The 23,665-nt window shown below is 41.7% G+C and carries 21 protein-coding genes; 15 read left to right on the top strand and 6 right to left on the bottom strand.

The genetic code is table 11. The annotated features are described in order from the left end of the window. The first annotated feature begins 44 nt into the window (after positions 1–44). Complete coding sequence (gene erpA, locus MHI33_RS17600) at positions 45–407, top strand: iron-sulfur cluster insertion protein ErpA (RefSeq protein WP_340912823.1); 363 nt, start codon at positions 45–47, stop codon at positions 405–407. A gap of 123 nt (positions 408–530) precedes the next feature. Here the strand turns inward: erpA and MHI33_RS17595 are convergent, their stop codons facing one another. Beyond that, the gene (locus MHI33_RS17595; protein ID WP_065099088.1) at positions 531–947 is read right to left on the bottom strand and encodes a hypothetical protein; all 417 of its coding nucleotides are present in this window, start codon (positions 945–947) and stop codon (positions 531–533) included. Positions 948–1,141: 194 nt separating this feature from the next. Between MHI33_RS17595 and MHI33_RS17590 the strand changes: the two genes are divergently transcribed. Further along, the gene (locus MHI33_RS17590; RefSeq protein WP_012011136.1) at positions 1,142–1,348 is read left to right on the top strand and encodes a hypothetical protein; all 207 of its coding nucleotides are present in this window, start codon (positions 1,142–1,144) and stop codon (positions 1,346–1,348) included. 46 nt (positions 1,349–1,394) lie between these two features. Here the strand turns inward: MHI33_RS17590 and yumC are convergent, their stop codons facing one another. Then, positions 1,395–2,393 carry a ferredoxin--NADP reductase 2 gene (gene yumC, locus MHI33_RS17585; protein ID WP_044140839.1) on the bottom strand — a complete coding sequence of 333 codons (999 nt, stop codon included), beginning with the start codon at positions 2,391–2,393 and terminating at the stop codon, positions 1,395–1,397. 391 nt (positions 2,394–2,784) lie between these two features. Between yumC and MHI33_RS17580 the strand changes: the two genes are divergently transcribed. The 4 genes from MHI33_RS17580 to MHI33_RS17565 all read left to right on the top strand — a co-directional run bounded on the left by MHI33_RS17580 (position 2,785) and on the right by MHI33_RS17565 (position 5,402). Next, entirely contained in the window at positions 2,785–4,002 is a 1,218-nt protein-coding gene (locus MHI33_RS17580) for an NAD(P)/FAD-dependent oxidoreductase (protein ID WP_161792789.1), read from the top strand. A gap of 128 nt (positions 4,003–4,130) precedes the next feature. After that, a complete protein-coding gene (locus tag MHI33_RS17575; protein ID WP_157957789.1) occupies positions 4,131–4,256 on the top strand; it encodes a YuiA family protein in 126 nt (41 codons plus the stop codon). A gap of 81 nt (positions 4,257–4,337) precedes the next feature. Then, entirely contained in the window at positions 4,338–4,658 is a 321-nt protein-coding gene (locus MHI33_RS17570) for a YuiB family protein (RefSeq protein ID WP_044140838.1), read from the top strand. Positions 4,659–4,757: 99 nt separating this feature from the next. Continuing rightward, positions 4,758–5,402 (top strand): 3D domain-containing protein, encoded by a 645-nt coding sequence (locus tag MHI33_RS17565; protein ID WP_340912818.1) that lies wholly within the window; start codon positions 4,758–4,760, stop codon positions 5,400–5,402. Positions 5,403–5,443: 41 nt separating this feature from the next. On the opposite strand, the gene MHI33_RS17560 is transcribed toward MHI33_RS17565, so the two are convergent. Then, entirely contained in the window at positions 5,444–5,920 is a 477-nt protein-coding gene (locus tag MHI33_RS17560) for a divergent PAP2 family protein (RefSeq protein WP_044140837.1), read from the bottom strand. 325 nt (positions 5,921–6,245) lie between these two features. On the opposite strand from MHI33_RS17560, the gene MHI33_RS17555 reads away from it, so the two are divergent. From MHI33_RS17555 to MHI33_RS17545, 3 genes are all read left to right on the top strand, one after another. Beyond that, positions 6,246–7,736: a leucyl aminopeptidase gene (locus MHI33_RS17555; protein WP_050944058.1), complete on the top strand. Its 1,491-nt coding sequence runs from the start codon at positions 6,246–6,248 to the stop codon at positions 7,734–7,736. A 141-nt stretch (positions 7,737–7,877) separates the two neighbouring features. After that, the gene (locus MHI33_RS17550; RefSeq protein ID WP_340912814.1) at positions 7,878–9,206 is read left to right on the top strand and encodes a Na+/H+ antiporter family protein; all 1,329 of its coding nucleotides are present in this window, start codon (positions 7,878–7,880) and stop codon (positions 9,204–9,206) included. Positions 9,207–9,365: 159 nt separating this feature from the next. Further along, positions 9,366–10,142: a sporulation protein gene (locus tag MHI33_RS17545; RefSeq protein ID WP_340912813.1), complete on the top strand. Its 777-nt coding sequence runs from the start codon at positions 9,366–9,368 to the stop codon at positions 10,140–10,142. A 70-nt stretch (positions 10,143–10,212) separates the two neighbouring features. On the opposite strand, the gene MHI33_RS17540 is transcribed toward MHI33_RS17545, so the two are convergent. The 3 genes from MHI33_RS17540 to MHI33_RS17530 form a co-directional block, all read right to left on the bottom strand. Beyond that, positions 10,213–10,809 (bottom strand): biotin transporter BioY, encoded by a 597-nt coding sequence (locus MHI33_RS17540; RefSeq protein WP_003212636.1) that lies wholly within the window; start codon positions 10,807–10,809, stop codon positions 10,213–10,215. 115 nt (positions 10,810–10,924) lie between these two features. Beyond that, positions 10,925–12,061, bottom strand: a complete 1,137-nt coding sequence (ald, locus tag MHI33_RS17535; RefSeq protein WP_061409499.1) for an alanine dehydrogenase — start codon at positions 12,059–12,061, stop codon at positions 10,925–10,927. Between the two features lie 110 nt (positions 12,062–12,171). Further along, entirely contained in the window at positions 12,172–13,401 is a 1,230-nt protein-coding gene (locus MHI33_RS17530; RefSeq protein ID WP_044140830.1) for a PucR family transcriptional regulator, read from the bottom strand. Positions 13,402–13,806: 405 nt separating this feature from the next. On the opposite strand from MHI33_RS17530, the gene MHI33_RS17525 reads away from it, so the two are divergent. From MHI33_RS17525 to essA, 6 genes are all read left to right on the top strand, one after another. Beyond that, positions 13,807–14,100 (top strand): WXG100 family type VII secretion target, encoded by a 294-nt coding sequence (locus tag MHI33_RS17525; protein ID WP_003213769.1) that lies wholly within the window; start codon positions 13,807–13,809, stop codon positions 14,098–14,100. 95 nt (positions 14,101–14,195) lie between these two features. Then, the gene (locus MHI33_RS17520; RefSeq protein WP_003213579.1) at positions 14,196–14,435 is read left to right on the top strand and encodes an EsaB/YukD family protein; all 240 of its coding nucleotides are present in this window, start codon (positions 14,196–14,198) and stop codon (positions 14,433–14,435) included. 14 nt (positions 14,436–14,449) lie between these two features. Then, positions 14,450–15,763, top strand: coding sequence for a type VII secretion protein EssB (gene essB / locus MHI33_RS17515; RefSeq protein ID WP_065099081.1), 1,314 nt, complete (start codon positions 14,450–14,452; stop codon positions 15,761–15,763). A 51-nt stretch (positions 15,764–15,814) separates the two neighbouring features. Next, entirely contained in the window at positions 15,815–20,290 is a 4,476-nt protein-coding gene (gene essC, locus MHI33_RS17510) for a type VII secretion protein EssC (RefSeq protein ID WP_113768037.1), read from the top strand. Further along, entirely contained in the window at positions 20,287–23,184 is a 2,898-nt protein-coding gene (gene esaA, locus MHI33_RS17505; protein ID WP_340912811.1) for a type VII secretion protein EsaA, read from the top strand. Before essC ends, esaA begins: the two co-directional genes overlap by 4 nt. Next, positions 23,174–23,659, top strand: a complete 486-nt coding sequence (gene essA, locus MHI33_RS17500; protein WP_340912808.1) for a type VII secretion protein EssA — start codon at positions 23,174–23,176, stop codon at positions 23,657–23,659. The genes esaA and essA overlap by 11 nt, the downstream gene beginning before the upstream one ends. Positions 23,660–23,665: the final 6 nt, after the last annotated feature.

Below are 23,665 nucleotides of genomic sequence, written 5' to 3'. Positions count from 1 at the left end.
GTTTATAATTGAAAAGAAACATCCAGTCAAAAGGAGGGATGATCATGAGTACACCAGTAACCATTACAGAAGATGCTGCACTGCAGATTAAAGATATGATGAAAGAACATGAAGAAGAAAATGCGTTCCTACGAGTTGGCGTAAAAGGCGGCGGCTGTAGCGGTCTTTCATACGGAATGGGCTTTGACCATGAAGTTTCAGAGAAAGACACGCAGTTCGAACAGCAAGGCATCCAAGTCCTTGTCGATTCCGAAAGCCTTGATATCATGAACGGCACCATCATTGACTTCAAACAATCACTAATGGGCGGCGGTTTCACCATCGACAATCCGAACGCGATTGCTTCATGCGGATGCGGCTCTTCTTTTAGAACAGCGAAGAATACCGGTACGCCGGAAGAGTGTTAACAACTGATCATGGATTAAGATAAGCCTTCTTGTTCGTTTGTTTTTGTAAACAACACGATCGAGGAGGCTTTTTTATTGAGGAAAATCAACCATAAAAAAAGACACTCATTCAGTGTCTCTTTCTCATATAGCTTCTTCTATTTTCAACAGTTCTTTATCCAAGACATCCACCAGCTCTTGGGTGCTAAACATATAGATCACCACTTCTTTATTGCCATCTTCCACATGAACTTCAATCACAATTTTAATCTTTGCTTGTTTTTCATGGTACACCACTTCAAAAGTACCCACTTTTTTCGTTTCATTGTTTTTATTCATTTTTTGAACTTTAGAGAGTATCTGTTTGATTTCTTGATCACTCAAACCAGAATCTAAAATTGAAGTGGACACATGCTTTAAAAAAGGTTCTAGTTGATCAACATCCATATTCAATCCTGCTGCGAACTGAGCATAATGTTTATTGTAGTCTTTTGCAAACAGTTCAACTGAGCCACCAATCATCAGTAACAAGCTCAAACTGATTATTAAACGCTTAAACATCTTTCCACCTATCCTCCATTATATCTTCTTCATTTCCTATATCGGTTGATCAGATAAAACCTTCATTCTCACTTCAACAATTTATAAATCGCTCAATTTTGTTACAGCTTGCTCTCACAACTGGCTATTTCCACCCGAAAAGAGTATCATGAGAACCAAACATAAACTGTAGGTAGAAAAGAGGTTGCTGAGGTTTGAGTGAACAAATCAATTGCAGGAACTGTCATGAACTGATTCCGTATCGTTCCAAAACGTGTCCAGCTTGCGGGATTGAGAAGCCGCTTCCGAAAAAGGAACGTGTGAAGGATCGGGTGATTTTGGTTGTGGCAGGGATTGTTGTGGTGCTGCTTGCTGCAATGGTACTTGGAATGGCGAATGCCTATATTGGGGTTTTTAAATAAACGAAAAAGGAGTTCCGCTAGTGGGAACTCCTTTTTTTGATCTCGCTTATTTGTTTTCAAATAAGCTTGTGGAATGAAGAGGCTGTACACGGGCTTTCGGGTCCATGTAGGCTTTCGCATTATTGACAGCCGTTGGTGCTTCACCGAATCCGCTGGCAATTAATTTGACTTTTCCTTCATACGTACAGATGTCTCCTGCCGCATAGAAGCCTTCAATGTTTGTTTCCATTGTGGATTTCACGACGATCGAGTTCTTTTCGATTTCAAGACCCCATTGCTTAATTGGTCCAAGAGAGGAAACAAAACCGAAGTTGACGATCACGTCGTCCACATCAAGCACTTGTTTTTTATCGCCTTTGACTTCTTCTAGCACAATCTGTTCAATGCGGTCTTCACCAATGAGCTCGGTTGGCACAAATGGTGTCACGACATTGACTTTCGAATTGTGCAGGTTTTCTACACTGTGCTCATGTGCGCGGAATTTATCGCGGCGGTGAATAATGGAAACCTCTTTTGCGATAGGTTCAAGCATCAGTGCCCAGTCCACCGCAGAGTCTCCGCCGCCAAGAACAGCGACACGTCTGCCAGCAAATTGATTCAAATCATTAATGAAGTAATGCAGGTTGCTTCCTTCATATGATTCTGCTGCATCTAGTTCAAGCTTTCTCGGTTGGAATGCACCGTTACCAGCTGTGATGATGATCGTTTTAGAATAATGAATCTCTTGATTTGTCACAAGTTTAAAGATACCATCTGCCTGTTTTTCAACTGTTTCAACTGCTTGCTCTAAGCAAATGGTTTGATCAAATTTATCCATTTGTTCCTTTAAGTTATCAATTAATTCTTGTGCGCGGATTTTTGGAAAACCAGCCACATCATAAATGTATTTTTCAGGGTAAAGAGCGGATAATTGACCGCCGAGCTGAGGAAGGCTTTCAATGATTTTCACACTTGCCTGTCTCATGCCACCGTAAAACGCAGTAAACAATCCTACTGGGCCGCCCCCGATAACGGTAATGTCATATACCTTAGAATCTTCTTGCATTCCTTTAATCCTCCCAAATGAAAATTGTTATCACTATATCATATCATACCACACATCGTCGTTTGACTTGTTTTGAAAAACTTGTCGTTTTTTGATGTCGAAGCTTTGAAAAAGAGGAAAAAGTGAGAAAGACCGTTTATCATAAGGATTTTCAGTTTAAAGCCTTGAAAATTGGATCAGAACTCGCTATTATTGTTAAGGGAACTAAATATTAATTTTTTATGAATTTTTGTCGGATACGGTCAAATGCTTTCGTTTTATGTAGGTGAAAGTTCAGATTTTCACATACTTATTTTTTTGTTTAAATTTCATAAAATGCCGCAAAGCGGTTGAGAATAACGATATGTAATTCTTTATCCGTTTTACAGCAAATTTAAAAAAGGTGGATGTGATTCCAGTGAATAAACCGAAAATCGTTGTATTAGGTGCAGGTTATGGCGGATTAATGACTGTAACAAGATTAACAAAACAGCTTGGCACAAATGATGCGGACATTACTCTTGTGAACAAGCATAATTATCATTACGAAACAACATGGTTACATGAAGCAAGTGCAGGTACACTTCATCATGACCGCTGTCGTTATCAAATCAAAGATGTGATTAACAGTTCCCGTGTCAACTTTGTACAAGCAACAGTTGAAAGCATTAATAAGGAAGAGAAGAAAGTCGTGACATCAGATGGCGAACTTTCTTACGACTACCTTGTTGTTGCGCTTGGTGCTGTTCCTGAAACATTTGGTATTGCAGGACTGAAAGAATATGCATTCTCAATCTCTAACATCAACTCTGCTCGTCAGCTTCGTGAGCACATTGAGCTTCAATTTGCGACATATAATACGGAAGCTGAAAAACGTCCAGAGCGCTTGACAATCGTTGTCGGCGGTGCGGGCTTCACAGGTATTGAGTTCCTTGGTGAGCTTGGAAACCGTGTGCCTGAGCTTTGCAAAGAGTATGATATTGATCAAAAAGATGTGCGCATCATCTGTGTAGAAGCTGCACCAACAGCTCTTCCAGGATTCGATCCTGCATTGATCGACTATGCAATGAACTACCTTCAAGGTAAAGGCGTTGAGTTCAAAATTGGTACAGCGATCAAAGAATGTACGCCTGAAGGCATCATTGTTGGAAAAGACGATGATACTGAAGAAATCAAAGCTGAAACTGTTGTTTGGGCTGCTGGTGTACGCGGTAACCCAATCGTTGAAGAAGCTGGATTTGAAAACATGCGCGGCCGCGTAAAAGTATCTCCAGATCTTCGTGTACCAGAAAATGATGATGTATTCATCATCGGTGACTGTTCATTGATCATCAATGAAGAAATCAACCGTCCATACCCACCAACTGCACAAATCGCGATGCAGCAAGGTGAAACAGTAGCGAAAAACCTTGCTGCACTAGTGAAAGGTGGTTCTCTTGAAAGCTTTAAGCCAGACATCAAAGGAACAGTTGCTTCTCTTGGTGAACACGACGCTGTAGGTGTTGCGTTTGGTAAAAAACTTCAAGGAACAAAAGCTTCAGCAATGAAGAAAATCATCGACAACCGTTCTTTATTCATGGTTGGCGGACCAGGACTTGTTCTGAAAAAAGGAAAATTCAAGTTCTTCTAAACCATCATAGACAAAAACGTGTATCCTCGTGATACACGTTTTTTTTGACATATTTTCTTACTTGGTTATCGGCAGTAAAGTATGGTATGATAAATTATCAGAAAATTTAGATTAAGGGAGTGAGCAATATGAATGCACATACAAAAGAAAAGAAGTCCACCTGTCAATATTGTTCGGGGAAAGGATATTTTCAGCTATTGCTCGGCGGATCTGAAACATGTGAGGAATGTAAAGGGACAGGAAAGAAGCTTTAATCCATCTGCTTTTTCCATTGATTGACTTCATCTCTATTTCCAAGTTAAACTAATGATGGGATATTTGGGGGTGGAGATGAAGTGATCAGTTTACCAGTCGTTATCATTTCAGTTATTTTATTTTTCGTGTTATTCTTCGGCATTGGCTTTTTGCTCAATATGCTGCTGAGAATGTCATGGATTATGGCTATTTTATATCCAATTGTATGCCTTTTCATTATCAATAATCAAAAGATGATCGCTTATGTCAGAGAACCGGGCACCGCTTTTTCAGGAATAGGAGACCGCATTGTCTCTCTCGCTGCGGCCGATATCATGATCTTGTTAAGTGGTCTGATTGGTGCAATTGCATCAGGTTTTGTCATCAATGCACTTCGAAAAAGAGGATATCAAATGTTTTAACTCACTTGTGGACATGCAAGTGGGTTTTTTTGTTTCTCCTTTGCATAGTTTCCATTTTGTTTGGAAACAAATAGATGGGTAGAGGAGTGACAAATAAAGATGAAAACATGGATGAAACGATTGTTCATGACAGCCCTTTTTATGCTTGCTCTTTTGACAAGCTTTACGGGCATATCTGGAGTCGAACCAAGTGATGTAGCTGCCTGGGTGAAAGAGACTGACCCTGGCAAGCAAGTATCTTCTTTTTTCCAACAGCCAAAAAGAGAAACGATGGCACTCAAAAGTGATGACTTGCGGGCTATTTCTCTCGAAGAAGCGTTTAATTGGAACGATTACCCGAAGCAAAAGGTTGTCGCCACAGGCTATACAGCAGGTGTGGAATCAACAGGTAAAACGAAGGAACACCATGCATATGGCATTACATATTCAGGCGTCAAAGTGAAACGTGATTTATATTCAACCGTGGCTGCAGATCCATCAGTCTTTCCGATTGGAACTGTTCTCTTTATCCCAAACTACGGCTACGGAGTGGTCGCAGATACGGGAAAAGCCATTAAAGGTCATAAGCTTGATTTATACTATGAAACCGTAGATGATGTGTATAGAGAATGGGGTAAAAAAGTGCTCGATGTGTATATCATCAAAAAGGGCGAAGGAACGTTAACGGAAAAAGACTTAAACCAGCTTAATGAAGCAAAATCAATGCAAGTATTCCGTCAGCAGTTTCAAGCCAATAAAGAATAAAAAAGCTTTGGACAAGTTTTAGGTCCAAAGCTTTTTCGCTTCTACATGAAGTAATAATCTAAGATGAGTGTCAGTAAGACCCCTGTTAAGCCGCCAAAGAAGACTTCAATCGGCTTATGACCAAGAAGCTCTTTCAATTTCTTTTGCTTTTCTTTTTCTTCCGCACTCGGGAAATTCTTTGCTTCAGAAACAAATCGGTTAAAATCTGTTACCAGCTTGTTCAGTACAGTCGCCTGTTCTCCTGCCTGTCTGCGTACACCTGTTGCATCGAACATGGTAATAATCGCAAAGATGGCTGAAATCGCAAAGATCGATGTATTTAGCCCGTGCTCTAAAGCCACTGCTGTTGAGAGTGCTGTTACGGCTGCGGAGTGTGAACTTGGCATTCCGCCTGTGCTTGTAATGAGCGACCAATCTAGTCGTCTAGAAATGATAAATTGAATCGGTACTTTTACAAATTGAGCAAAAAAGATGGCTGCAAGGCTGGCAAGCAGCGGAAAATTCGTCAGTACGCTCATGAACAAGAAACATCCTCTCTGTAAGAAAAAATATCGTGCAAAATGGTGGACTGTGTACCCTAGTATGATGAAAAAATGATAGCAGATTCAAATGCTGCCAAGTCCATGTTCAATTATAACATTAAAGAAAGTAGATGTGGAACGAGGAGACGCGGACGGGCTGTACAAGTTTTCATCGCTTTTTCATGATGCCCTTCCGCGTGTGAAAATATAAATGTTCATCAAGTAAAGACAGACTGGCAATGATCGTATAGACCCGCAAATTTTGATATAATAGAAGTTCCAATGTGAAAAATGGAGTTCATTGAAGGAGCGTGTGATAAATATGTTTTTCTCGACAAATGAATGGCAACATAAAGATACACTGGCGATCGGACTTTTTCAAAAGAGCCAATTATCAGGAAAAGCAAAAGAAATGGATGAATTACTTGAAGGACGAATCACTGAATTATTAAAAGAAGGCGATATTTCATCTAAACGAAATCAGCTTTCGAAGTTTTTCCCATCCCCTGAAACAGGCATCAAACGCATTTATTTTGTCGGGCTTGGGAAGGAATCAGATTACACGTTTGAAGAGGCAAAAGAAGGGTTTGCCCATCTATTTAAAAAGCTTCATCAAGATAAAAAGCAAGCGGTTTCGGTCTTGCTGGACACGTTTATAGGAAAGGATCTGCCTGCCCAAGATGCAGCCCATGCCCTTTCTGAAAGCTGCCTTTTAGCTACATATGAATTACAAGATTTTAAACATAAAACAAATGAGCCGGATCGCTTCATCGAATTTGTTTATGCAATGACGGATCATGATACGACTGAAATTCAGGCAAGTCTGAAAGTGGGCGAGGTCTACGGACAGTCCGTCAATTCGGCTCGTACCCTTGTGAATATGCCGCCGAACATGCTCACATCCTCTGATCTGGCTTCGTACGCGGCAGAGCTTGCGTATAAATACGAATTTGAGATTGAAATTTTAGATAAAGAACAAATGGAAGAGCTCGGGATGGGCGGGATTCTAGCTGTCAATAGAGGCTCAACAGAACCACCAAAGCTCATCGTTCTGAAATATCAAGGCAAGGAAGAATGGACGGACGTGATTGGTCTTGTCGGTAAAGGCATCACATATGATACTGGTGGCTATTCGTTAAAGCCAAGAGCCAGTATGGTTGGGATGAAAACTGATATGGGCGGCTCAGCCTCTGTTTTAGGTGCTATGGAAATCATCGGTGAACTGCGCCCAGAGCAAAATGTCATTGCTGTCATTGCCTCAACCGATAATATGATCTCGGCTGACGCCATGAAGCCAGATGACGTCATTGTGTCGCTTAGCGGTAAAACAATCGAAGTACTGAATACGGATGCAGAGGGGCGTCTTGTTTTAGCAGATGGGGTGACATATGCGAAGCAGCATGGTGCCTCTGTCCTTGTAGACGTGGCGACATTAACAGGCGGAGTCATTGTGGCACTTGGAAATGAGACAACAGGCGTCATGACGAATAACGATGAACTGTATGCCCAGTTTAAAGAGGCATCAGAAGAATGCGGTGAAATGATTTGGCAGCTGCCAATCACTGAAAAAGATAAAAAGCGCGTACGAAACAGCAAAATGGCGGATCTCAATAACTCACCAGGCCGTGATGGACATGCGATCATGGCAGGAGCATTCATTGGTGAGTTTGCTGAGGATACGCCTTGGGTTCACTTGGATATTGCAGGAACAGCAACAACAGAAAAGCCTTCATGCTTTGGGCCAACAGGGGCGACAGGTGTGATGGTAAGATCACTCGCAACGTTTGTGGAACGATTTGAAGGAAAGAAATAAAGGATGAGGCTCTGCCAAATGGCGGGGCCTTTTTTATGTAGGACAAACGCCATTTGACGTAGTATTTTTTCTATGGTAACATACGTTGGTACTTTAATTATCTACTACATTAGTAAACTAAAGGATTTCGGGGGTTTCACCATGAATGCAGTTGTTTTAGCGGTTGTTTTAATGTTGATATTAAGCTTGCTGCGGGTCAATGTCGTGATTGCACTGTCACTTGGTGCTTTAGCTGGCGGACTTGCGGGTGGGTTAGGCCTGGGAGGAACAGTGGAAGCCTTTACTGACGGGCTCGGAGGAAATGCGACAGTGGCGATTAGTTATGCGCTTTTAGGGGCATTTGCTGCGGCGCTGACAAAAACGGGTCTTCCAGATGCGATGGTTGAAGGAGCAGTGAAGCTTTTAGGAAAAGAAGGCGACTCAAGAAGAAAAACATTATCAAAAGTACTGATCATTCTTGTGATTTTGATCGTATCTTGTTTTTCACAAAACGTCGTTCCTGTTCATATTGCCTTTATTCCAGTCTTAATTCCGCCATTATTAAAAGTGTTTAACGAGCTTCAAATTGACCGTAGACTGCTAGCGTGTGTCATGACCTTCGGACTCACTGCACCATATATTTTACTTCCAGTCGGTTTTGGACAGATTTTCCACGGAATGCTTCGTGATAATATGAAGGATGCAGGTCTAGCTGTGAATTTAGCAGATATTCCATATGCCATGCTGATCCCTGTTGGGGGGATGGTGCTAGGATTGATCGTCTCCCTTTTCATGTATCGTAAGCCAAAAGTATATGAGAATCGCGATATTACAGATGTAGAGAAATCAGCGTATACGACAAAAAGTCTATTCTTTGCCGGTCTTGCCATTCTCGTGTCCTTGATTGTCCAGCTTTATCTGTCTCAAAGCCTTGGCGTGGAAGGGATGATCTTCGGTGCACTTGCAGGACTGCTTGTCTTGTTTGTAACCGGAATGATGAAACGCGATGAAGCAGATCAACTGATTACATCTGGAATGAACATGATGGCATTTATCGGTTTTGTCATGCTTGTTGCGGCTGGCTTTGCCAACGTTTTAACCAAAACAGGAGACATTGAAACGCTTGTTAAAGCATCTTCTCAATTTATCGGCAACAGCCAAAGTCTCGCGGCCATTTTAATGCTGCTTGTGGGTCTGCTTGTGACAATGGGGATCGGATCATCATTTGCCACGATTCCGATTATTACGACCATCTTTGTTCCACTTTGTTTACACCTTGGATTTAGTCCAATGGCGACCATTGCCATTATTGGTTCGGCTGCGGCTGTTGGGGATGCAGGTTCACCTGCAAGTGACAGTACGCTTGGACCGACATCTGGATTGAACATGGATGGACAGCATCACCACATTTGGGGTACATGTGTCCCGACTTTTATCTATTATAATATTCCGCTTGTTCTATTCGGCTGGCTTGCGGCAATTATCCTGTAAGATGAAAAGCTTGTAGAGAAAACGATGATGTTTTTTCTATAAGCTTTTTTGTTGTTCACAAACGAAAAAATAATTAGGACTAAAGTATGTATTAAATGAATCTTTCTTCCTCTATTTTACGTATATATGCTGATAAAAATGAAAAGGGGAAGATGGGACATGTCATTTTTTAAAAAGCTAGCGGCAAGTGCAGGGATTGGTGCGGCAAAGGTAGATACCATTTTGGAGAAAAACGCTTATTATCCTGGACAAGAGGTAAGGGGAACTGTCCATGCAAAGGGCGGAAAAATCTCTCAGGACATCCGCTATATTGATGTTAAGATTCAAACACAGTATGTGATTGTGCAAGATGATGAAGAGCGTCGAAAATATGTGGATATCATTTCTTTACGGGTGACGGATTCTTTTACCATCCAGCCTGGCGAAAAACAAGAATTTCCGTTTTCATTTATTCTTCCGATTGATACCCCGATGACTATTGGAAAAGTAGAAATTGCCGTAGTGACAGACCTTGATATCCAAGGCGGAATTGATAAATCTGACTATGACCGTATTTTTGTGGAAGCACATCCTTGGGTGAAAAATGTACTGGAAGCAACTAGTCATCTAGGCTTCCACCTGAACGAAGCAGACTGTGAACAAGCGCCTTACTTCCAGCGTCGTCTGCCATTCGTTCAAGAATTTGAGTTTATTCCGACATCAGACGACTATCGTTATATGCTTGATGAGTTAGAGCTGATTTTTCTGATAGATGAAGGCGGATTAGACATTGTTTTCGAAGTCGACCGCAGAGCAAGAGGACTCAGAGGGTGGCTTGAGGAGATGTATCATGATGGAGAACAGCTTGTGCGCTACCGCTTCAGTCCATCAGATCTTGAAGATGTAGAAGTGCTTGTAGGGATGCTAGAAGGAATCATCAATCAATACGCTGAGTAATGATGAAAAAAAGAGCCTAAATGAAGAGAGGCTCTTTTCTCTATGTTCAACTTGTAGATGATGTCTGCACTTATGATGCGGCTTGTTGTTTTCGAAAGGACGTGGCTTTTGAAACAGAGCGATAAATTTTAGGTGCCAGCATCGCAAGCAATATCGTCAAAGCGTAGTCTTTCACCATAAACCAGATCATAAAGAACCACGTGGTTTGATAGGAAATGGGTGCATTCAGCCACACATTTAATGCGAGATACGTATAAGTCGTTCCGATCACATACATGACGGTCGTACCTGCAATAGCTGCAAGCAAAAAGCGGCCAAAGCCAGGATTTTTTCTTTTTTCTAAAATGAATCCAGCTAACCAAGCAGCAGGAATATACGATAAGACAAAACCACCGCTTTTACCTAAAATCACCCCAAAGCCTGCTGAGAACTGTGCGAATACAGGTGCGCCAGCAATTCCGACCAAGGCATATACAATCATAGCTAATGCACCAAGCCGTCTGCCGAGCAAAAGACCAGCAAGTACACAAAAAAACGGCTGCATCGTAAGTGGAATTCCGCCGACTTGCAAAAACGGCACAATGGATGTGATATTGGCTCCAATCGCCATGAGTGCAGCAAACATTCCGACTAACACAAAATCAGCGGTTCTTGTTTTCTGTTGCATGATGTTTCCCCCTGTCTTATCTGTACAAATAGATTAAGGGGAGGAGGACTATTTGTCAACCTGTTTTTATTGTTGGTTAACAATAAAACCCGCCCATCAAAAGGGCGGGTCTGTATTAAGCTTCTGTCATAGAAGACGCATCGATCGCTTGATGAACAGGTACATAATCATAGCCGAGATCACGAGCGACGGCTTCATATGTGATATGTCCGTTCATGACATTGACACCTTCTGCAATGGCTTTGTTTTCTTGAATGGCTTTTGCAGCGCCTTTATTAGCAATTTGCAGCGCATATGGAACGGTGACATTCGTTAAAGCAACAGTCGATGTCCGTGGAACTGCTCCAGGCATATTGGCGACAGCATAATGTAAAATACCGTGTTTTTCATAAGTAGGTTGATCATGTGTTGTGATATGATCTATGGTTTCGACAATGCCGCCTTGGTCAATGGCTACGTCTACGATGACGGAACCGGGCTTCATTTGCTTCACCATTTCTTCCGTCACAAGCGTTGGTGCTTTGGCACCTGGGATCAGTACCGCACAAATGAGAAGGTCTGCCTCACTGACTGAATCGGCGATGTTGACAGGGTTAGACATTAACGTTTTCATTTGATGACCAAATTGATCGTCCAGCTGACGTAAGCGTTCTGCGTTTACGTCAATAAGAGTGACATCTGCGCCAAGTCCAATCGCCATTTTCGCTGCGTTTGTTCCAACAACACCGCCGCCTATAATCGTGACCTTCCCTCTTGATACCCCTGGTACGCCTGCGAGCAAGATGCCTTTACCGCCTTTTGGCTTTTCTAAAAATTGTGCACCGATTTGGGCGGCCATTCTGCCTGCCACTTCAGACATAGGTGTTAAGAGAGGGAGTGATTTTCCGTCCGTTACAGTTTCATAAGCAATAGCTGTGACGCCTTTTTGTTTTAAAGCTTCAGCCAAGGAGGGCTCTGCAGCAAGATGCAGGTACGTAAATAAGATGAGTCCTTCTCTGAAAAATGAATATTCCTCAGGTAATGGTTCTTTTACCTTCATGATCATATCAGAAGATGCCCACACATCTTTCGCTTGATCAAGAATTTCTGCACCAACAGATACATAATCGTCATCAGTGAATCCGCTTCCAAAACCAGCGTTTGTTTCAATCAAAATCTGATGTCCAGCTGAAAGTAATTGAGAAGCTGCTCCTGGTGTTAATGCCACTCGGTTTTCATTGTTCTTAATCTCTTTCGGAATGCCGATGATCATGTTTATTCCTCCCATGCTTATCTATTCATATTGTATGTCTAGTGTATCCTGAATGTTTAAAAAATGCTTCGGTTGAAATAAAAAATAAAAAAACGCCTCTTTGTGAAATTTCACAAATGGACGTTTTTTAGCTTCATATCAAGGTATATGGTCATTTTCTCATTCATGTTTTTTAAATCGATTTCTGCAATGTCTGTAATGCGTTTTAATCTGTAATTCAATGTATTGATGTGGATGTTTAATTGCTTTGCCGCAATATTGGCATTGCTGTCACAGTCAATAAATCGTTCAAGGGTTTCGACTAGGTTGGAATGGTGCCTCAGGTCGTAATCTTCCAGCTTTGATAATGAGTAACTGGAGTAAGATGAGCCCCTTCGTTTTTCAGCGAGGACATCTAAATATTGATAAATACCAAGTTCAGAAAAACTGTGTAAACGTTCGGTTTCAACAGGGAAGCGCTCTTTTGTTTTTAATACAGCGAGTGCTTCTTTATAGGATGGCTGAATATGAGAGATGTTATCGTAAATTCCACCAATCGCTGCTTGAACGTGATGGATATGATAACGGTCAGACAGCTGCTGCAGCATGCCACTTGTGAATTGTTTAATATCCTGCAGCGGGTGCTCTGTTTTTGGTGAGACAAGAATAATGAATTCGTGAAAATCAACAGTCGTTAACAGCACTTGGACTTGCTGCGTTGTTTCAAGCAGATAAGATAGCTTTTTTTCTGTGTCCTCTGTGAGTTCGTCACGAAGGCGGAAGATGATGATGGCATACGTGTCTGGACATCTGATGCCGAGTCTTAAAAATAGGTCGAGCATCTCATCCTTTTCATGAATATGACCTGTGAGCATCTTCCAAAAAAGCTCCTGATTGCGTACTTCTGTTTTCGTTTTACGAATTTGTAAGTTAAGTAATTTGTTTTTAACAGCATGTGCTGCCATCTTCAGAAGGTCCATGTCTTCTTCTGAAAAAGGCTGCGTGGATTCAATCGCCCAGATAAATCCGAGTACTTCTTTGTCCTTCCAGATTGAAATGGCAACCCTGCTAGATAAACCCACCTCTGCAATTTGAGGGACACGAAGCGGTTCGTCTGTTTTAAGAAGTGTAGGAATGATGCCGTCCTTCCAAAGCCGATTAATGACCTTTTCCGGTACGCGGCGGGAGATAATGGTTGAAGTTCTGGCGGGATCAGTAAAATCATTATGTGTGCTATAAGCCAACAATCGATGATGCGTATCTTCTATAGTAATAGGGCAATTGAGCACATCACTAATTTGGTCTGCCACATCCTCTAAACGATCAAGACTATACTTAAATGGATCCGTCTTTTTTGTCATAAAAACCCCTGCTTTTTCGAATATTTCACGTACTTACATTATGAAGAGAAAGAGGTACGTAAATCAATAACAAAATGCCATAAATTTAAAAAAGAGATCGCTATGAGAAGCGAGCGCATCGATGCTGAAAGATGGCGAAAAAGAAATAGTACAATAATAACGTAGTAATAAATCAATAGGCGGAAAGATTCAGTGAAGTGTGTCTACACTTATTAAGAATATATGACCAAAAAAATGTTAAATAATAGATAAAAAGCGAAAATACAGTAATTCTATAGACTCATTTTGTAAAATAAAAACAGATTTGTTTGACTGTGTATCATTTCTGTTTTTATAATAATAACGTCAAAAAATAAGTGGATTAGCCCATTATATGGCGGCTATGCACGGGAGGTAATGAGGAATATGTCAGGAATTATTCGTGTAACCCCAGAAGAACTAAGAGCGACCGCTAAGCAATATGGTGTTGAAAGTCAAGAAGTGTTAAACCAAGTTGATCGTCTAAATAGAATGATCTCAGATTTAAAAGGAATGTGGGAAGGTGCTTCTAGTGAAGCATTTGCTGATCAATACGAGCAGTTAAAGCCTTCATTCATCAAAATGTCTGATCTATTAACAGATGTCAGCAATCAGCTTGATCAAACGGCAAATACACTTGAAAGCACTGACCAAGACATCGCCAGCCAAATCCGCGGCTAATCAAAGGGATTTCCTTTCTAAGTGTGAAAAGCAGAAAAAGCGCCGAGTCTGTCAATGGATGCCGGCGCTCTTTCTATTTTGTGAGGTGGAAATTTGTGTATATCGATATTACCATCGACTTAAAAAATTATGATGGCAGTGTGTTTGATTTGAGACTATCAAATTATTTACATATTAAACAAGTCATCCATATCGCCTGGCAGGCAAAACAAATCTCACTTCCTAAGCGAGAAGGCGGCTGGGTGCGAGTAGTCAATAAGAAAGCTGTGTTTTCAGGCGAATATAAGCTGTCAGACTGTGGAATCACCACAGGAGACAGGCTGGAAATACTATGAAAGGACTTTTGTAAATGGCAGATAAAAAGAGTTCCTATTTAGAAGAACAATTAGAAGCAGTGATGAAAAAAGAGGGCGTAACCTACAGCTTCATTTTTCAAAGAGAGACCATTAAACTCTTAGACGGTTTAGAAGCGGCACCAATCAAAGACATCAATCCTTCATTCAAAAAAGAGATTCAATTAACTGAAGATGAGGTCATTATTTCTATTCAACCGCCTCCTGCCTATCAGGAATTTCGTTTCATCCATGCGAAGGATGAAAAAAGCAAATGGATTTTTTCATACCAGCTTGTCGATGCAGTGTGCAAACACGACGTGAAGCGGCTGCATCCTATTGTTTCTCCTGAAAACATTGTTTTTCATCAAGGCTTAGCTCCTGCACTTTTGCATTACGGCGTCAAAGAAAGCATCCCGCCATATGAAACGGATGAGCATCGTCTGTTAAAAGAGGTCAAAGCCGTCATTCTTCGAGTGGTGGACCATGAATATCAGTTTCAAGAATATGTGGCTTACAGCGAGACGCTGAAATTATCTGAACTGGCAAAAGAGATCAGCGAAACGCAGTCTCTGGAAGAATTGTCTGCCCTGATTCAGCAAAAGATCGAAGCGATTGAAACGAAAGAGAAAACGCTATTGACCATTCCGAAAAAGAAATGGAAGGTCGAACGATATGTCGGACTAGGTCTGCTTGTCCTATTAATCCCTGCATTGGTGTACACCATCTACACCTTCTTTTTTGCAATGCCGAAACAAGAAGCGTATGTCGAGGCAAACAAATATTATCTCAACAAACAGTACAGCCAAGTGGTGGATACGTTAGAAAAATATTCAGCCAATCAAATGCCGGTCTCTCTTCAATATGAACTGGCCATTTCGTATGTACAAACAAATCAAGGCAATCTGTTACTCGATCAGCATAAAAAAGAAATCACAGATACATACACATTACAGACTGATCCGCAATATTTCCTTTTCTGGATTCATATCGGACAAGGCAATAGCAAGGAAGCACTTGATATTGCACGGGTACTTGGAGACGACCGGTACATATTTACGGCACTCGTCGCCTACCGCAATGACATTCAAAACGATGACAGTCTTTCTGCTGAAGAAAAACAAAAACAGCTAGATCCGATCATTAAGGAAATGGCGAAATATGAAGAAAAAGAAACAACGGAGACAAGCACCAATGACTCCTCGGGCGCAAGCCAAACAGATGAAACAGCTGAACAAAAAGAGCAGTCAAAAACCGATCAAGAGAAAAAAGAGAAAGAATCTGAAGCGAAAAAGAAAACCTCTCAGACGAAAAAAGATGAGAAAAAATAATTCTTTCGATACAACTGACAGTTGGTGCTGTCCCATGAGGAGGTGGAGCGTTTGGGTCTTCTTTGGGTTTTTTATGAGGAGGATTATCAAACCGTCCGTTTAGACGAGCAGTTCAATCGAGAAGCTGTGATTGGACCTGAAATAGAGCATACGGTGACAATCCCTTCACTTTCGTTTGATGAAGGGGTCATCCGTTTAACTCCCGATGAACCGAATGATGGCTTTTCCATTTATCAGGGTGAAGAGAAGAAAGGCACATTGCTTCCACATGAACCATATAAGCTTAATACACTGACACTTATTTTAATGGAAGCACATCATGATCAACACATTTATTACCTAGGAAATAGAGTCGAGCTGTCTTTTTCACGTGAGAACAAAGATGAGATCGATGTGTGGAAAGAACAAGCGCATTCTATGTTTCAAGATGCGAGACAGTTTACTTTGGAGAAAATCGAAGGAACTTGGTACGTCATGCCTCAGGACGAAACGATTTATGTGAACGGGAAAAAAATTCACGGTCCAGAGACAATTGATGCTGGAGATGAGCTGTTCTGGAACTTTCTGACGGTGACATTGAAAGATGATGATTTATTGCAGGTGACTGCATATGAACCATTTCAAACACGTTTGGAAAAAACAAGAGCACCAAGCACAGAAACAAAACAAAAATATCCTTTATATAGACGAACACCACGTTTAATTTATGATCTGCCAGATGACCGGGTTTCCTTTAGCTTTCCTTCGCAGGAGAGCGAAAATAACAGCAGAGGGCTTTGGCTTGTTGTCCTCCCGCCGCTTGTGATGCTTCTTGTGATGGGAATTGTCGCTCTTGTCCAGCCGCGCGGAATCTTTATTGTCGTGTCGATGGCGATGTTTATCATGACATTAATCACATCGTCTGTTCAATACTTTAAAGAGAAATCACAACGCAAAAGACGGGAAGAGAAACGGCAGCGAGTCTATTCTCTTTACTTAGAAAATAAACGAAAAGAGCTGCAAGAGCTTTACGACCGCCAGCAATATATTTTGACGTATCATTATCCGTCATTTGAACAAATGAAGTATTTAACGTCAGAAATTAGCGGCCGAATTTGGGAAAAAACACTTGTGAGTGATGATTTCTTGCAGCTGCGTCTTGGGACGGGCGCAGTTCCGTCAAGCTATGAACTATCGATGAGCGGCGGTGATATGGCCAATCGTGATATCGATGACTTAATGGAACAAACGCAGCACATGCAACAGGTCTATCGTGAAGTGAAGGATGTACCTATCACATTCGGTCTTGCCGATGGCCCAACTGGATTGATTGGAAAGCCAGCCATTGTAAAAAAGGAGCTTCATCAGCTTGTCGGACAGCTTGCTTTCTCGCATAGCTATCATGATTTAAGATTTGTGTTTATTTTTCATGAGCAAGAGTATGAGAATTGGGAATGGATGAAATGGCTTCCGCATTTCCAGCTGCCTCATACATACGGCAAAGGGTTTATTTACAACGAACAAACACGTGATCAGCTGTTGTCCTCCATTTATGAAATTTTACGTGAGCGTGATCTAGAAGAAGAAAAAGAGAAGAAGATCTTTACGCCTCACTTTGTGTTTATCGTGACAAATCATGAGCTCATTGCGGAACATGTGATTTTAGAATATTTAGAAGGCAGCCGAACTGACCTTGGCATCTCCATAATTTTTGCTGCTGAAACAAAGGAAAGCTTAGCTGAAAATATCTCGACGCTTGTCCGTTATATTAACGAGGAAGAAGGAGATATTCTCATTCAGCACAAGAAAGCCGTCCGAATTCCATTTCAGCTTGATACACATGAGCGCAGGGACAATGAGCTATTTGCCAGAACGCTGAGAACATTAGATCATCAAGTTGGCATGACCAATTCGATTCCTGAAACGGTCTCCTTCCTTGATCTTTTTCATGCCAAACAGGTAGACGAGATTGGCATTCGTGAAAAGTGGCTCACATCAGAAACGGCCAAATCACTCTCTGTGCCAATCGGTTATAAAGGAAAAAATGACATTGTGGATCTGAACCTGCACGAAAAAGCACACGGCCCGCACGGCCTGTTGGCGGGAACAACAGGATCAGGGAAAAGTGAATTTTTACAGACGTATATTTTATCGCTCGCTGTACACTTTCACCCGCATGAAGTCGCATTCCTATTGATTGACTATAAAGGAGGCGGAATGGCGCAACCGTTCCGGAATATTCCTCATTTACTTGGCACGATCACCAATATTGAAGGCAGTAAGAACTTTAGTGAAAGGGCGCTTGCTTCAATTAAAAGTGAATTGAAGAAAAGACAACGCTTGTTTGATCAATATCATGTGAATCACATCAATGATTATACGAAGCTCTATAAGGAGAAAAAGGCTGAACAGGCAATGCCTCATTTATTCTTAATCTCTGATGAGTTCGCTGAATTAAAAAGTGAAGAGCCGGACTTTATTAGAGAGCTTGTCAGTGCTGCACGTATCGGCCGAAGCCTCGGGGTCCATCTCATTTTAGCTACACAAAAGCCAGGCGGAGTCATTGATGATCAGATTTGGAGTAACTCCCGCTTTAAGGTCGCACTAAAAGTACAAGATGCGTCAGACAGTAAGGAAATATTGAAAAATAGTGATGCGGCGTCTATTACCGTTACAGGCCGCGGCTACTTACAAGTAGGAAACAATGAAATCTATGAATTGTTCCAATCAGCTTGGAGCGGTGCGCCTTATATGGAAGATGGCTACGGATCAGAAGATGATATTGCCATTGTGACAGATACGGGACTTATTCCGTTATCTGGGGTAAGTACAGAGCCGGCTGTGAAAAAGGAGACAGTGTCGGAGATTTCTGCTGTTGTGGATGAAATTGAACGTATGCAGCAGAAGCTTGGGATTGAGAAGCTCCCAAGTCCTTGGCTTCCACCGCTCGAAGAACGGATTCCAAAATCACGTTATGCGTCAAGTGAAGAGCATGTCTTCCATTTTGCGCTTGTCGATGAGCCAGATCAGCAAAGCCAGCATCCACTTTCTTATCACATGATGGAGGATGGAAACATTGGCATCTTTGGTTCCTCCGGCTACGGAAAATCACTTGCTGCCACAACACTGCTCATGAGCTTTGCGGAGAGATATTCACCGGAAGAATGGCATGCGTACATTTATGACTTCGGAAACGGAACATTGCTTCCGTTAGCCAAACTGCCGCACACGGCGGATTATTTCTTAATGGATCAAATGAGAAAGATTCAAAAGTCGATGACGCGTCTGCGGGAAGAAGTTGAATACCGCAAGCGGTTATTCAGGCAGCAAGAAATGAGTCATATCAAAATGTACAACGCCTTAAATGAGAAAAAGCTCCCATTCATTTTCATCGTGATCGACAACTTTGACATTGTCAAAGACGAAATGCATGAACTTGAATCTGAATTTATCCAGCTGAGCCGTGATGGTCAATCATTAGGAATTTACTTCTTGATTACAGCGACTCGGGTAAATGCAGTCCGCCAATCTCTTATGAACAACTTGAAAACAAAGGTCGTCCATTACTTAATGGATCAAGGAGAGGCGTACTCGATTATTGGCAGACCGAAATTTAGCTTAGAGCCGATTCCGGGGCGAGTCATTATCAACAAAGAAGAGCTTTACTTTGCACAAATGTTCCTACCAGTTGAAGGAGAGAACGATCTCGAGCTGTTTGAGCATTTGAAACAAGAGATTCAGCTTCTTCATGATCGCTTTGAATCAGCTGAAAAACCAAAACCTGTACCAATGCTTCCTGATAAACTAACCATTTGGGAGCTAGAGAATCGCTTAGAAGAACAAAAACAGCCTTATGACATTCCAGTTGGACTAGATGAGGAATCTGTTGCACCTGTTTACTTTGACTTGAAGAAGAATAAACACTGCCTCATCATCGGTCAAACGCAGCGAGGGAAAACAAATGTGACAAAACTGATGCTTGATCAGCTTTTAGCAGCAAAACCTGAGAAGCTGGCCGTCTTTGATTCGATTGATCGGGGTCTCTCTCATTATGCAAAAGAAGAGAACATTGATTACCTTGAAACAAAAGATGATATCACCGAATGGGCAGAGGAAATAGACCGTTTATTCAAGGTGCGGGAAGAGATGTACGTCGAAGCTGTGCGCCGGGGAGAGACTGATCAGTTGTCGTTCCCTCAAATTGTGCTTGTGGTTGATGGGATCACGCGTTTTCAGCAGACAATTGACCCGCGTCTTCAAGATCAATTGGCTGATTTCATGAAATCATATGCGCACCTAGGCTTTAGCCTGATCGCATCAGGAAATCATACCGAATTCAGTAAAGGCTATGATGCACTCACAAACGAAATCAAACAAGTTCGTCATGCCATGTTACTCATGAAAAAATCAGAGCAAAACATCATACCGCTTCCGTATGCAAGACAAGAACCAGATATTCAGCCAGGCTTCGGGTATTTGGTTGAGAACGGGAAAGAGAAGAAAATTCAGGTTCCTTTATGTGCGGTAGAAAGGAAGAGTGTTCAATGACAGAGCAGCAAAAAAGCTCCATCAAAATCGTATCGACGATGATATTGATTCTTGTTCTGCCGGTTTTATTTTTCCACCTCATTGGAGATGACCCGGCAAAACAGAAAAAGAATGCCACACGTAATATTGCTGTGGTCAATGAGGATATGGGAGCGAGCGAAAGTGAAAACACTGCTCGTTTCGGACAAGATGTCGTCGCCGCATTATCAGAGCGTCCAGATTATACATGGACCGTAGTGAACCGCAGTGCGGCGGAAAATGGACTGAAAAGCAGAAAGTATGACGCTGTCCTCTATATCCCGTCTGATTTCTCTAAAAATGTGCTGAGCTATGATAAAGACCATCCTGAAAAGGCATCCATTCAATTTTCCATTCAAGATCAGCTCAATTCAGTCAATAAAGAGAAAGTGCAAAGAGAGCTGGAAAATGCGCAAAAGAAAATGAATGAACAGATGTCGACGTTATACTGGAGTTTTGTATCACAGGAAATCGGCAATGTCAGAGAAGAGTTTGAGCATATTGTCGGCAAAGAAGTCGAATTCCAAAACACGATGTATAACTTCTATAAGCCAAACTCAAACAAACTATCAGACGCGGTTCAGCAGCAGAAGAAACAAATAGAAGAATTAAAAAATGCGATGACCGACTCGCAGAAACAGTATAAAGACGGTCTGACTACAACAGAAGAAGCAAAGAACCAGTTAAAGGACTTTGTGAAAGTAGTCGATCAGTACCAGCAGTATCAAGACAAACAAAAGGACCTCTTGATCAAAGCGCAATCGACAAACCAAAAACAAATCCAGCAGGGGCTCAAACAGCTTGCTGATATCCAAAACCAAAATGCCCGCAGCTTTAGTGATCAAATGGGCGGACTCAAAACAGACATCAACGGGGTACAAAGTCAGCTGAACACAACGGACAGCGCCATCCAATCTGTTCAAAAGTCAAGAGAAGAAGCCATTCCTAAGCAATCAACGGGATTAACGGAACTTGTGATAGCGTCTCAGAAGGAACTAATTAAAAACTATGAAGAGCGTTACTTAGAAGACTATCGAAATAAGATATCAGCCTTGCAGACAAAGCTATTGGCAAAAAGGCAAGAGTTGATGGACGAGCCTGAGCCGCCAGTTGATTCTGAAGATGACGGGCCATCAGATCAAGATAATGAAAACCCAGAAGATATTGGGATGAACCTAGATGAAGAAACAAATGAGCTCGCGCAAATTTCAATAGAAATGAACGACCTTGCGGATCAATTAGGAGAACAGGAGACACCGCCTTCGGCTGGAGATGGGGAAGAAGGTGAAAGTGGTGAAAATCCTGCTCAGCCAGATACCGGCAGCAAGAATTCATCACAGGATGACCTAAAAGCACTCTCAACTCGCTTAGATGAAGTGAAAAAGAAAATTCAAGAAAAAGCGGCTGCTCATAATGACGAATTGAAAGACAAAGTGAGTCAAATGAGTAAAGAGCTTGAGAGTCTGACGAAAAAAGTAGATAAACTTGAAAAGATGATTCTATGGTTACAAGATCGATATAACGTCATTCCGAATGAAATCAAAAATCAAGAATCATCCATTGTAAGCAAAGTAAAAGAGCTGAAGCGCAGTAACTCACCGATTAGTCATGCCTTTAGCGATCATCTTTTTGAGAAAAAGTTTGAAACAAAATCAACAAGAACTAAAAAATTAATGGAGTATTCTAATCAACTCTCTCAGCTAGAGCTGATGATCGCAAATGTCTACCTACCATCTAATAACTCTTCTTTATATGACGCAAAAGAAGAGAATATCCAGTCCATCCTCTCCATCAAAAAAGAGGAAACAGACAACTGGGATACGCTCAAAAAACAAATGCTGACGTCAAACGAGGATGTGTCTACTTTTATTGATGAGATGCAGAAGTTTTCAGATGGCTATGCAGAATACATTTCGACTCAGCAGGCAAGCATGGAACAGGAATTAAACACAATTTCTGAAAGTGCGGACAATGTTGCGGAGCAAATGGCTGATCAAGGAGATGCAGTGTATACGGCAGACCTTGCAGGCAGTTCTATTGTTGTCAGTGCACAGGATTCAATTGGTCAGGAAGTGCTTCGACTTTCTGAAAATATGAGTTCGTTAACCGACCGCCAAAAAGGGGTGGCGGATTATACGAATAACATTGAAGAGAGTGTCACAACGGTCCAAGAAAAAGCGGATACGCTGAATGAAAACTGGAGCAAGAATGTTCATTCCACGAAGCTTGTTCAGCAAGATTTGAAAGGTATTTTAGGAAACACATTAAGCGATCAAGGCAACAGCAACTATGTGTATAATCACTTAGCCAATCCGCTGAAAATTAGCGGTGATGTACCAGAAGAAAAAACGCAGACTGTACCGCCAGTGGTCATTTTGGTCATTGTGATGATCAGTAGTTTGTTAATTGGCTTTTTCAGCTCGTATTATGCGGCAGCTCCGATGCTGGTTAAAGGTGCACTGTTTGGCATCTTAAATCTATTAGTCGGACTCATGATCAGCTTGTTCGGACTGAACATTTACAAGCTTGCAGATGATCAAGCGATTCAATGGTCCATTTTCACGATTTTACTATTGGTGGCTTGCTCCGCCTTTATTCGCACGGCGTTCCATTTCGGCTCTATTGCCGGATGGATGGCAGCAACGGCGCTTATTTTCTTCTTTGTCGCACCATTAATTGATTTGGTGATGCCGAATTTCCATTTCACAAATCCAGTGACAGACGTGTACCTGTCCATCCAATATGGAGATGGAGATCACTTTGGAATGGGTGTTATAGGATTAGTGATTTTAACTGTCCTCTTCATGGCCATCCCGCTTGTGACAAAGCTATGGAAAGATAAAACGGAGGAACGTGATGTGACTCATGAGGCTTAATCTGTTCGTGAAAGGGATGGCACTTGGTGTCATGTCCCTTTTTCTCATCATTCCTGCTGCTTTCGCTGCTGGTGAAGATACGGATACAAATGTCAGGCCGAATGAATATCAAGAAAAAGAACTCAATATTAACTCAAGTATATTGAGGGATCAAACGAAATACGAACAAAGCAAAAAGACATCAACAGTTAAAACAGACATTCATTTTGCTGAACCGCCTAAAACTCCGGGAGGGTCTCTTTCTCCGCAGCTTTTCAGTGATCTAAAAGAGAACCCGCCCAAAACATCAGCACACATGATGGAAGAGATGAATATCTCTTTTCGTGATGCCGCTGTATCGGCACCTTCTGGCGATGATCACAAGAAGCAGTCATCCGCACTGCTTCCGATCATCTTTAGTTTCTTAATCGTCTTTGGCATCGTTGTGATGTTTATTCTAATTCCAAAGGTGAATGTGAAGGCTGAGAAGAAATAGCCTGTC

This window comes from Bacillus sp. FSL K6-2971, from assembly GCF_038006405.1.
In the GTDB taxonomy this organism is placed as follows: Bacteria; Bacillota; Bacilli; order Bacillales; family Bacillaceae; genus Bacillus; species Bacillus pumilus.
Note: the sequence above shows the minus strand (reverse complement) of the source record. Positions and strands in the feature narration are given on the sequence as shown.